The organism is Mucilaginibacter sp., assembly GCF_028288225.1.
GTDB lineage: Bacteria > Bacteroidota > Bacteroidia > Sphingobacteriales > Sphingobacteriaceae > Mucilaginibacter.
Genome location: NZ_JAQBOC010000006.1, coordinates 24,928 through 37,908 on the forward strand (window position 1 = coordinate 24,928; position 12,981 = coordinate 37,908).

The 12,981-nt window shown below is 39.9% G+C and carries 7 protein-coding genes; 2 read left to right on the forward strand and 5 right to left on the reverse strand.

The window, feature by feature from the left end; genetic code table 11:
* Positions 1-129: 129 nt before the first annotated feature.
* The 3 genes from JWQ54_RS01545 to JWQ54_RS01555 form a co-directional block, all read right to left on the reverse strand.
* Complete coding sequence (locus JWQ54_RS01545) at positions 130-708, reverse strand: DUF4468 domain-containing protein (protein ID WP_299579157.1); 579 nt, start codon at positions 706-708, stop codon at positions 130-132.
* Positions 709-774: 66 nt separating this feature from the next.
* Positions 775-1,854 (reverse strand): porin, encoded by a 1,080-nt coding sequence (locus JWQ54_RS01550; protein ID WP_299579159.1) that lies wholly within the window; start codon positions 1,852-1,854, stop codon positions 775-777.
* Between the two features lie 214 nt (positions 1,855-2,068).
* Positions 2,069-3,688 carry an ammonium transporter gene (locus JWQ54_RS01555; protein WP_299579161.1) on the reverse strand — a complete coding sequence of 540 codons (1,620 nt, stop codon included), beginning with the start codon at positions 3,686-3,688 and terminating at the stop codon, positions 2,069-2,071.
* Positions 3,689-4,236: 548 nt separating this feature from the next.
* Between JWQ54_RS01555 and JWQ54_RS01560 the strand changes: the two genes are divergently transcribed.
* Entirely contained in the window at positions 4,237-6,411 is a 2,175-nt protein-coding gene (locus JWQ54_RS01560; protein ID WP_299579163.1) for a glutamine synthetase III, read from the forward strand.
* Positions 6,412-6,467: 56 nt separating this feature from the next.
* On the opposite strand, the gene JWQ54_RS01565 is transcribed toward JWQ54_RS01560, so the two are convergent.
* Positions 6,468-7,907 (reverse strand): chloride channel protein, encoded by a 1,440-nt coding sequence (locus JWQ54_RS01565; protein ID WP_299579166.1) that lies wholly within the window; start codon positions 7,905-7,907, stop codon positions 6,468-6,470.
* Positions 7,908-8,074: 167 nt separating this feature from the next.
* On the opposite strand from JWQ54_RS01565, the gene JWQ54_RS01570 reads away from it, so the two are divergent.
* On the forward strand, positions 8,075-9,256 hold the full coding sequence (locus JWQ54_RS01570; protein ID WP_299579168.1) for an AIR synthase related protein: 1,182 nt from the start codon (positions 8,075-8,077) through the stop codon (positions 9,254-9,256).
* 75 nt (positions 9,257-9,331) lie between these two features.
* Here the strand turns inward: JWQ54_RS01570 and JWQ54_RS01575 are convergent, their stop codons facing one another.
* Entirely contained in the window at positions 9,332-12,679 is a 3,348-nt protein-coding gene (locus JWQ54_RS01575; RefSeq protein ID WP_299579171.1) for a TonB-dependent receptor, read from the reverse strand.
* Positions 12,680-12,981 lie beyond the last annotated feature (302 nt).

A 12,981-nucleotide genomic window follows, 5' to 3' on the forward strand; every position in this document is an offset into this window, starting at 1 on the left:
CTCATACCAAGCTATCTAACTGCTATAAAAACTAAAAAAGCTACACTTTAACATGTAGCTTTTTTAGTTTTTATTAATTCTTCTTAGTCATTGCTTAACCTTTTGCCTTTAAGCTTTCACCTCCCTAATTTACCAATCTTTAGTTGAGATCTTTTTAATCGGGGCCTCTTTTTTTAGTGATGACGTTTTAACCATGTATTGCTTCAGCTTATCGCCAAATTGCTTGCTATAAGCACCTGTTTGGTCAAGATAACTATCGATCTGCTTCTTAGTAAGCTTTGCTGCTCCGCTCTCCAGCGGAATTTCAATACCATCCACCGATACCGATTTACCATACCTGTCTGTTTTATAAGGCTTAAATATAAAATCGGTTAGCCAGAATCTGTATTTATGCTCTTTACTTTCAATTGTATAATTAAAGTTTATTTCACCGTCCTCATGCTTCAGCAACAAAGTGCTGGTAACCACCAACTTCCCTGTTCCTGTAATGCTCTCATTTGTTTGATTCTGTGTAACCTTAAGTTTGGGATAAGCCGTTTTTAAAAAATACAGTGCCCTGTTGTACATCGTATCAGCTATTAAATTAGCCTGATCAACAACCTGGTAATAAATATATTTATTATTCTCATCAAAAGGTAAAAGTTCCTTTTGGGCTATTGCAGCCTTGGCGGCCAGGAAAAAGGTTATGACAATTAATACTTTTTTCATGTTATAAATATAAGAAAGCCGCACCGGTTTAGCGGTGCGGCTTTTGAAAACAAATTTAAATATTGTTTAAAAACCGTAAACAGCAGCTAACACAAATTGTGAAGCTGTTTTTGTCGGCGAAAAGCTACTGTTAGTAAATGGCATGTCTTTGTTATGATCAAACCTGATTTCAGGTATGAAGGTTAAAGGACCTGATTTAATGTTAGCGGTTACAGTAAAAGCGCTATAAGTTGTACTGGCCGTTGCAGGAGTTGATTTTAGTTTGAAAGATTCACCTCTTAAACCTAATGTAACAGCTTTAGAAACTGCTAACTGGGGATACAAGGCAACGCCACTGTAATCTGCTGCGCCTGCACCAGTTTTGTTGGCTGCATTCAAACCTAATTTAAAGGCATCGGTAATTTGATAAGATGTAGTTAGATCTTCAATTGTGCCTGAGTATTTACCCGACATGAAGTTAAGGTAAGCAGTCCAGCCTTTTACAGGAGCCACCATTAACTGTGCGCCAAAGGTTGAAACTTCGCCATTTTGGTGTATTGCACCGCTACCATCGGTATATGATTGGGTAACTGCGGTATAACTATTCCACTGATCGTTAAAGATACCCGCCATTAAGCTTACTTTGTCGCTAAACGCATAGGTGGCTTTAAAGCCTGCGTTTTGGAAAGGGCCGGCCCCAAACAGGTATGAAGTTGAATAGTTAAAGTTGCCTACCGGCGAAATTACTTCGTAACCAACAAAAGTTGCCATATAACCTGCTGTTAAATTAAATTTATCAGTCACATCAAATGAAACATACAGGTTTTGGATATTAAATGAATTGTTGGCGTTGGCGGCGGCACCATCGCCATTTGGAGTTGATTGATACTGGCCTCTTGGACCGAAAGCTAGTTCACCAACAAAAGAGGCTTTACCAACCTTCTTTTTTAAGCCCAGGTCGATCATGCCAATAGATACCGAGTTATTATCAGAAGCGAAATAGGTCCCGATATTTGCATGTCTGGAGAAATCGTACTTATAATAAGTATCAACCGAGCCATAAACTACCAGGGGGGCATCGCTGGTGGTCTTAACTGTGTCCTGCGCTTTTAACGCAAAACTGAAGGCGGATAGAGCAATAAATAAAAGTAAAAGTTTCTTTTTCATGATTAAGTGTTAAATTGAATGTTTGAATTAGTTTGATTGATTGAATTGTGAATTATTAAAGCATAGAAATCTCCATCTGAATTAATTGAAATTTTAATTCAGCATTGTTTTAAATAAATGGCATTATTTATAAAGAACCTTATGCGGCCGGCTGTTAAGAGGATGGTAATTTTAGATTTAATTAACCAGCCGCATAAGGGTATATTAAATTCGATTAAGCGGTAACTTTGGTACCTGTTTCAAACAGGCCGCTTAAGCTGATATCTTCTTCTTGCGGAGGATATGCTTCAATTCCATGATCGAATACATCAATACCTCCAACACCGGCTTCACCATGTTCTTCAACACGCAATCTCCATGGGTTTGGTAATTTATTAATGATAAACATCATTATAAAGGTCACCACAAAAACTGCAATTGCAATAGTGAAAGTACCTATAGCCTGCGCTGTAAGCACACTGGTACCACCACCATAAAACAAACCGGTAACCGGTGCAGAATTATCAGCACCGGTAGGCCCGGTAACTCCATATTGTCCGCTGGCAAATAAACCTAGTGAAAGTGTACCCCAAATACCATTTAAGCCATGTACAGAAACTGCACCCACCGGATCATCAATACGGAACCACTCGAAAATATAAGTACCGGCAAATACAATAAAGCCAGCAACAGCGCCTAACATGATAGCACCCAAAGGACTAACCCAGTAGCAAGGACACGTAATAGCTACCAAACCTGCAAGAAAACCATTAACAGTAAACGCTAAATCGAATTTACCTTTAGTTGGGCCCCACCATAATGCGGCAAGCATAGCTGTAAATCCTGCAGCGCAAGCCGCAAGTGTAGTGTTTGCAGCAACACGACCAATACCCTGGCCATCCATTGCTGAAAGCGTACTGCCCGGGTTAAAGCCGTACCAGCCAAACCATAATATAAAACCACCCACAGCAGCAACTAATAAGTTATGTCCGGCAGGTAATCCTCCTTTTGCTTTATCATCCCGCGCAAATATTCTGCCCAAACGAGGGCCTAATACTATGGCTCCGGCCAATGATGCCATACCACCAATAGTGTGTACTACTGTTGAACCAGCAAAATCGCGGAAGCCCTGGCCCAATGATGGCAGGAAGTTTCCTGCAGTTCCCATCAATGCAAGGAAGCCATCCGGTCCCCAGGCCCAGTGACCAATTATAGGATAGATAAAACCGGTAATGCCAATACTGTAAAGAATATCCCCACGGAAGCTTGTGCGGCCTATCATAGCGCCTGATACTATTGTTGAACAAGTATCAGCAAAAGCATACTGAAATATCCAGTGTGCTAAAAGCGGGATACCTGTAGTACCGTATGTTAAAGGGGTATTTTGTAAAAAGAACCAGTTGGTAATAGTTTTTCCGTCAGCCCCTAATCCGCCCCAGCCAATAAAGCCATTACCGTTACCAAACATAAATGCATAACCAACAGCATAAAATAAAATCCCACAAAGGCAGGTATCAAAAATACACTCCATTAAAACGTTAACCGTTTCCCTTTTACGTGCAAAGCCAGCCTCAAGCATCACAAAACCCGCCTGCATGCCAAATACTAAAAAGGCAGCAACCAGTGTCCATACTGTATTAACTGTATTAATCAATGATGTTTCATGTGCCGTATATACTTCGGCAGCAGCGTGCGCCTTGGTAGGAAGAAGCCCGGGCAGTGTCATCATAGCTAATATAATAAGACCAAGTCCTATCATTTTCCCCGCAAAAATGGTTGCCCCAAGTTGCCATTTTTCCCGTGTCAGTTGTCGGACTGAACTAAGCAAGCCCTCCTTTGTTGATTGTAGTTTCATTGTTTTGATTAGTTTAATTTAGTTTGATTGATATATTTATTAAGGTGAATTCTCAAAATCCGGGAATACTCGTTAAAAATCGATACAGTTCTAATGCTTTTTTATCAAATACTTAATAATTGTACCGTTTTTATAAATATTTCTATGAAATTAGGTATGAATTTTAACAAAAACAAATTTTTGAACAATAATTTAACATTAAAATTATCATTTTTATTAAAATTACAATTTTAACATAAAAAACCATGCAATTTTTAAACATTTAATAACAAAACAGCAAAGTCATAAATTATTACCCGCAAACTATCCGGATTCTGAAAAATAATTCAATTGCTATCTAATATTTAATGAATTCTCATCAAAAAGGCCCGAAATACCCCTCAACACTTTATATTTTACCCCAAAAACATATCATAATCACCCATAAACCCTAAAATTTCTATGTTTTTTTAAAAAAACAGCACGTCTTATGATATTTATTTAAAAATCTATACATATAATAAAGTATAATTTTAATTTTGAGCTAAACCATTATTAAATTCAATTTCATGGGTAATATTCGTTTTCAGGCTTTGCAAGCAGTGCTCACCAGGGGGATTCCCGAGGTAAAATTCCCATCTCAAAAAATCTCTGATTTTTTTGGAGCAAACGTTTTCGATAAAAAGAAAATGAAGGAATACCTTTCGTCCGAGGCTTACCAGGGCATTATTAATTCTATTGATAAAGGCGAGCCAATTCCAAGGGATATGGCCGAGCAGGTTGCTTCTGCAATGAGATCATGGGCAATGGGCAAAGGGGCCACGCATTATACACACTGGTTTCAACCCCTCACCGGCTCAACTGCCGAAAAGCACGATGCATTTTTTGAGCCCACCGGCGACGGTGGCGCTATAGAACGATTTTCTGGCGATGCACTGGCACAACAGGAGCCTGATGCTTCCAGCTTTCCAAGCGGCGGCATCCGTAATACCTTTGAGGCCCGCGGCTATACTGCCTGGGATCCTTCATCCCCGGCCTTTATTATGGCGCGCACTTTATGTATTCCTACGGTTTTTGTTTCGTACACAGGCGAAGCACTTGATTATAAAGTGCCATTATTAAAGGCTTTGCATGTTTTAGATAAGGCTGCTGTTGATGTATGCCATTATTTTGATAAAAGCATTGAAAAAGTAAATGCTTCATTGGGTATTGAACAGGAATATTTTCTGGTTGATATTGCCCTGTTTAATGCCCGTCCTGATCTGTATTTAACCGGCCGTACCCTATTTGGTCATATGTCTGCAAAAAATCAGCAGCTGGAGGATCATTATTTCGGTGCGATACCTGAGCGGGTGTACACTTTTATGCAGGATATGGAAACAGAGGCCTTATTATTAGGCATCCCCTTAAAAACCAGGCATAATGAAGTTGCACCTTCACAATTTGAGTGTGCACCAATTTACGAAGAAATAAACCTGGCAATTGATCATAACCAACTATTGATGGACTTGATGGACAGGGTGGCAAAGCGGCACAATTTTAAGGTTTTGCTGCACGAAAAGCCTTATGCCGGCATCAACGGTTCGGGCAAGCACAACAACTGGTCGATGATTACCAATACGGGTAAAAATTTATTATCGCCTGGTAAAACGCCAAAAAACAACCTGATGTTCCTTACATTTTTTGTAAATACTATCAGGGCGGTTTATGAACATGCCGATTTGTTAAGAGCCTCAATAGCTTCAGTAAATAACGATCATCGATTAGGTGCAAACGAAGCGCCCCCGGCTATTATGTCCATATTTTTAGGCACGCAATTAAGCGATGTGCTTGATGAGATAGAAACATCAAGGATCAGCAAAAAAATAAAGGAAGATGCTTTACTTTGGCAGGGCATTCCAAAGATTCCGCAGATCTTAAAAGACAATACTGATCGTAACCGTACTTCGCCTTTTGCCTTTACAGGCAATAAATTTGAGCTGCGTGCGGTTGGTTCATCAGCAAATTCAGCAAGCCCGATGACTATTTTAAACATGATAGTTGCTGATCAGCTTAAAAAATTCAAATACGATGTTGATAAGCTTATAAAAAAGGGCGAAAAGAAGGACGTTGCCTTGCTGATAGTTATTAAAAAATACATTAAAGAATCGAAGAACATCCGTTTTGAAGGCAATGGCTATAGCGAGCAATGGGAAATAGAGGCCGCCGAAAGGGGGTTGACTAATATAAAGACTACTCCCAAAGCGCTTGACGCTCTACTATCTGATAAAACGGATTATTTATTTACAGATACGGGTGTATTTACTAATCGGGAAGCACATGCCCGTCATGAAATTTTATTAGATAGCTTTTATAAAAAACTACAGATAGAGGCCCGCGTTATTGGCGAACTTGGCGTTAACGTAATTATACCTGCAGCTTTGGCTTACCAGAGCAAACTGGTTGAAAATGTGAAGGGATTAAAGGATATCGGCCTTGATAAAGAAACTTACAAGGCACAGTTAGACATCATTACTAAAATAGCTGAGCACGTTAACTTTATTAAGTCAAACATTGAGGAGATGGTTAATGCACGTAAAAAAGCAAATACTATTGAAGATATCCGCGATAAAGCTATCGAGTACGATGAAAAAGTAAAACCATTCTTCCAGCCTATCCGCTATCATGTTGATAAGCTTGAACAATTGGTGGACGATTCACTATGGCCGTTACCAAAGTTTAGGGAACTGCTGTTTATAAAATAGACACCAATTTCACGAATTATTTCGAATTTCACGAATTAGATTTGAGTAAATTCGATTTAATTCGTGGAATTCGTGCTTTTTAATTCGTGTGATTCGCCTGAATTAGTGAAATTCGTGTCATTCAATTCGTGCAATTCGTCTAAATTCGTAGTATTCGTGTCATTTAGTTCTTTTATGTATTGAACCTTAAGATGATCATATAGAGAGTGTTTGTCAATCAAAATTGATACAAGGCTGGCTATCATACCTGCCAGTATAAGGTGGAAGATAACGTTATGACGGTCTGTCATTTCAAGCACCAATATTACCGATGTAAACGGCGAGCGGGTAACGCCGGTTAAAAACCCAACCATCCCGGCTAAAATAAGCATATTGGCATTATTGTCAGACACTTTGAACCAGCCTGCTATTAACGAGCCAACGCTGGCGCCTGCACCCAGTGCGGGTGCAAAGATCCCACCGGCTGCCCCTGTTGTAAATGAAACCAATGTGCCGCCTATCCTTAATAAAGGCGTATACCATGCAACATATTTATCTGGCGTGAACAATGTTTTTTGCATAATATCCTTCCCTGATCCTAAAGCCCCTTTATCAATAAAAAACGCCATCGATACCAAAATAAGTGCGCATATAATTACGTATACAACATGCTGCCAGTGAAATTTAAACCTGGCTTTAAAAGCGGATATAAATAGTACCAGTTTTGACATGGCGCTACCGCACAATCCCGAAATAATAGCAACCAGGGCTACACCTAAAAATATATATCCCGATAGGTTGTCAACCTTTGGGTAGCCAAGGTATAAATATGGCCCTAAAAGCGCTTGAGCTGACAAACCGGCAATAATAACTGACGAGAAAATAGCCGTTTTATAATAGCTAAAGTGCGTTTTTGTTAATTCTTCAATAGCAAATACAATTCCGCCAAGTGGCGTGTTAAACGCAGCAGCCAAACCAGCAGCTGCACCTGTAACCATCATATTTTTCTTAGCAATTTTTGGCCACCATTTAGGCAATAGCTGGTAAACAATTTTATATATGGAGGTTGCTATCTGGATAGTTGGCCCCTCCCTGCCAATTGCGCCGCCACCAACTGCCATAACCAGGCTTGATGCTACTTTTACTACTATTATGCGAAAGCCCAAAAGCTTATCAATTACCTGGCTCGTTTTAGGCGATGAGATCTGTATAGCCGCCATAACCTGCGGTATACCACTGCCGCGTGCATAAGGCGAAAATCGTTGTACCAGCCACCATGCCAATACAAAGCATGCAGGTGATACAATAAAAAGCAACCAGGCATGATGATTAAAAATAAACATGGTAACATCTTCGGCAGCTACAAAAAGCTTAGTGTACAATACAGCTGCCAACCCGGTAATTATTGAAGCTATCCAGAACGGGATGGCTTGCAGGGCATTCTTTTTTAGGTTCTCGTTGCGGATCCTGTCAAATGATCGTTTTAGTTGAAGGCGGAGCCAGGAAATTATTTTCATTAAGCAGCGAAGATGTTATTAGTTAACACAAATTTTCGCGAATTATTTCGAATTTCACGAATTATGTTAGTGCGAATTTGATAAAATTCGGTAATTAGTTATTAATTAGATTTGTGGAATTCGATTAAATTCGTGCCATTCGTGTTATTAACTTTTATATTTGCCCCATGAATTCTTCGCAAAGGTATGATCAAAGAGGTGTATCGGCCTCTAAGGATGATGTACATAATGCTATAAAAAATATTGATAAGGGAATTTTCCCAAAGGCATTTTGCAAAATAGTGCCCGATATTTTAACCAATGATCCACTTTATTGTAACATAATGCATGCTGATGGAGCTGGGACAAAATCATCATTGGCTTATACTTACTGGAAAGAGACCGGTGATATTTCTGTTTGGCGGGGAATAGCCCAGGATGCCATTATTATGAACCTGGACGATCTGCTTTGTGTAGGCGCTACGAATAATATTCTTTTATCATCAACCATCGGCAGAAATAAAAATTTAATTCCGGGCGAAGTTATTGCAGCCATCATAAACGGAACAGAAGAGATCCTTGCCGAATTAAGACAAGCAGGCATAGGCATCTATTCAACCGGCGGAGAAACTGCCGATGTTGGCGACCTGGTGCGTACTATTATAGTTGATTCAACCGTTACCTGCCGTATGAAACAGGCTGATGTGATCTCGAATCATCGTATCCAGCCGGGTGATGTAATTGTCGGACTTGCATCTTACGGACAAGCATCCTACGAAAAAGAATACAACGGCGGCATGGGCTCAAACGGCTTAACATCAGCCCGGCACGATGTTTTTAATAAAACAATCGCTGATAAATATCCCGAAAGCTACGATGCAGCTATCCCCTACGAACTTATTTTTTCAGGCAGTAAAAACTTAACTGACCTGATTGATACAGGTAACGGACAAAGCATCACAGCCGGCAAGCTGGTATTATCAGCAACCCGCACTTATGCCCCTATTATCAAAAAAATATTGGATGGCTACCGCCAAAACATACATGGCATGGTACATTGCAGCGGAGGCGCGCAAACAAAAGTGCTTCACTTTATTGATAACCTGCATATAATAAAAGACAACCTGTTCCCTGTCCCCCCACTGTTTAACCTGATCCAGCAGGAATCAAAAACAAGCTGGCAGGAAATGTACAAAGTATTTAATATGGGGCACAGAATGGAGCTTTATATTCCGCAGGAAATTGCTGACGACCTGATAAAGATCTCGCAAAGCTTTGGGGTAGATGCACAGATCATCGGCCGCGTGGAAGCTGCCGATAAAAAGCAGGTAACTATCCGCTCGGAGTTTGGGGAGTTTGTGTATAATTAATCATTAAAAAAAATTTATATAAAAAGGGTCCCCGATAAAAATCGGGGACCCTTTTTATATAGTTAAAGATTGATATTAGTTGAAAATATATCTTAAACCTAACTGACCTTGCCAGCGTGATAACTGACTTGTTCCGTTAACAAATGATTCGGTAACAGGGGTTGACTTAGCAGCATTCAGATAAGGGAACGAATAAGTTGGCCTTCCCGTAGCAGTTCCACCAACATTTCCTTTATAATTCAGAATGGTTACGCTACCAAAGTTTACACCTGTAAAGGTAGTTTGATAGTTACCCCAGTCTTTATTAATGAAGTTACCGACGTTGATCATATCAAAGCTGATCTCGATGGTATTTTTAGATTTACCAACCATTACATAAAAATCCTGAACAATTTTTAAATCAAGCCTTTTGAAGTACGGCAGTATTACGCCATTTCTTTGGGTGTACTCACCTCTGTGTTTGCTTAAGTATTTATCCTGGTTGATAAAATTATTCAATTGAGCCCACTGTGTGGCGGCATCACGGGTATCAACAGGGCCTTTGGTAGGGTCTGTGTTATTTGGCACCAAAATGATGTCGCTTTGTGTTTTTGGTACATACATCAGGTCGTTGGTTGCGCCGTCATTGTTCGGGTCGCCACCGGTTAGGTATGATACAGCGCCATTATTAGCCATTTCGAATAATAAACCTACTGATGTAGCTGCATGACCGGCGTATTCTTTTTTATAGAAAACTGAAGCTATTATACGGTTAGGCTGAACGAAAGAGCTGTTTGAAAGATTATCAGCATTTGGATTGCCTGCAACATAACGTGTGCTCCAGATAGTTGCTGCAGTTGAACCACCGTCGTTAACATCTTTTGCGCCACTATGGGTATAAGCTACGTTAGCATAAAAACCATTGCTGAATGATTTTTGCAACTGACCGGTAACAAAATACGAATAGCCTTTGCTGGTATTAGTCATATAATATAACCCTGTTATAATAGGGTTTTGAGCATTTATAACACCAGTATTTGTTCCGCCTTTTGATGGTGGCTGGGTAAAGTTGCTGTTTTTATAACGTATCTGTCCTTCAGGGCCGTCAAGCGTATTACTACCATTTGACAATACAAGGTTCTGGTGATAAATAGCATTTATATCTTTAGTGTAAGCGCCTTCAATTGTGGCTATAATTCCACCAGGCAACCTGTGGTCAACGGCTAAGTTGGTTCTCCATATTTCAGGGTACTTTAAATTAGGGTTAGCTACATCCAGCTCGTAAGAAGTATTAGGGGCAACAGTGTTGCCCGGAGTAGGAACAGGGCGACCATGATTCACATCAGGATTAAAAACTAAACGTGGGTCGCCGGGTGTTGTAACAGTACCTGAACTAAATAATAAACCATTGTTTGAAGCCTGGTTTGAGATCCATACAAAAGGAACAGTACCCGCAAATATACCTGAACCACCACGAACCTGTGTAGTTTGATCACCAAATACATCCCAGTTAAAGCCTACACGCGGAGAAACCAAAACCCTGTTTGAAGGCAGTTTTGAAGGATCAACATGGATGCCATTGGCATAACCACCCTGGAAAGTTAATGCAGCGGCATTGTTATTTGGGGCCAAAGAGGTTGGAAACACGTCATAGTCAGCCCTGATGCCATAGGTTAAGAGAAATCTATCAGTAACGTGGAATTTATCCTGTACGTAAACGCTGTAAATAGAAGCTTTAATTTTAGCATAAGGGAATGAACCATCAGGTAATGCTGAATAACGGTAGGCATAAGAAGCAGCTGGTTTATTTGCAAGAAAGTCTGCAGCTGAGTAAAAAGTATATTGCCCGTTATAATCAGGAGCAAAACCATTTGTATAGCTCTGGATCTGGTCATTAGTACCAAAAGTGATCTCGTGTTTACCTGCATATAAGGTAAGGTCATCACTGAACTGGGCAATGTTTGTATTCAACAAGTTGTCTGCAGTGAACAACTCATAGCCAAAGCTGGTTGTTAAAGCTCCAATTTTACCCGCAGCATCAACCTGGCCATTACCTATATCAACCATTGGAATGTCTGAGCTTCCTGATGACGCACGGAAATCGCGTAAAGCTGAATAGCCAACAGTTAACCTGTTTGAAAGCTTATCACTGATATGTGAGTCGAGCTCTACGATACCGATATTAAAGTTATTGTTAATGCGATAGCCTGCACCAAAAAACGGCAGCGTGTTTAAACCTGCAGAACGTGTTGTGGCATTTAAACCAATTGTACCGGAATTACTTGGCGGCTGATCGGCATAGGATTTCAGGTAAAAATATTTAGCACTCAATACATTGTTTTTATCAATGTTCCAGTCTAATTTAACAGTTAATTTATTGCTGGAAGTGGCTAAATTATAGCCTTGGTAATCACCTGGATTATAACCATAATCAGTGATCAGTTTTTTCTTGATCGCGTCAAGGGTAGTAGCATCAGCCAGCGAAACATTTCCGCTTGCACCTGATCCGGTAGCTACGTATGATGAGTAAGGCGCGCTCACCCGTTCTTCCTCACCCGAAACAAAGAAAAATAATTTATTTTTGATGATCGGTCCACCTATGCTGGCTCCAACCTGGTGATAGTTAAATGGTGTTTTGGTTATTTGTTTACCCGCTGCATTATAACCTGTTAAGCCTGTGCTGCGTAAATAATCATATACAGTACCTTTAATTGTATTGGTACCTGATTTTACTACAGTATTAACGCCAGCACCAGTAAAGTTACCCTGCCTAACATCATAGGGGGCAATATCCACCTGGATCTGGTCAATGGCATCCAATGAAATTGGCTGTGAACCGGTTTGACCACCCAATGTGCCGGATAGGCCAAAAGAGTTATTAAATAAAGCACCGTCAACAGTTAAGTTATTAAAGTTACTGCTGCGTCCGCCGAAGCTTAAGCCATTAGCTGATGGAGTAAGTTTGGTAAAATCGGCCAGTGAACGGTTAATGGTAGGTAAATTTTCGATCTGGTTGCGACTGATCGTTTCGCGGGCGCCGGTACGTGAAGAATTGATCACTTTACCCTGAGAACCCCTGATAACTACTTCGCCAATCGCTGTGGTATTGTCCACAAGCTTAGTATCCAGCTTCTGATCTTGACCGATCGAAAGCGTGAGGTTTTCCTGGATATTATCCTTGTAACCAATAAAGGTTACTTTAAATGTGTACGGGCCGCCAACTCTTAAGTTTGGCAAGTTGAAACGACCATCCGTGCGTGTTACAGTTGAATACACTGTACCCGTGGGCACATGTGTAATTGAAACGGTTGCTCCGGGTATAGGGCCTTTGCTATCGGAAACGATCCCGTTAACACTGGCGGTGGTAACACCCTGGGCTGATACATTTTTACTGATAAAAAATGTGATCCCGGCAAGTAAAATAAAAAGTAAAAACTTCCTCATACAATTTTGTTTTTGTTTAAAACCTAATTAATTAGTCGCAAAGATAACTCATCCCATTACAGTCAATATTAAGTTTGTGTTAATATTTATTATATGTTTTTCAACAATAACGAATAATTCACATAGATTTTTTAATAAAGACCCATTATTTATACAATATTTCGCGATAAAGTGATTAATTATTAATATTTAGTTAAACCATGGTTTTTATAGATATTATGATTTACCGTTAACAATTACCTCAAGCTATAATTTTACCATTTGGTACCTTTTAGTTAGCTTTGGCGTCGAATTTAGCGATG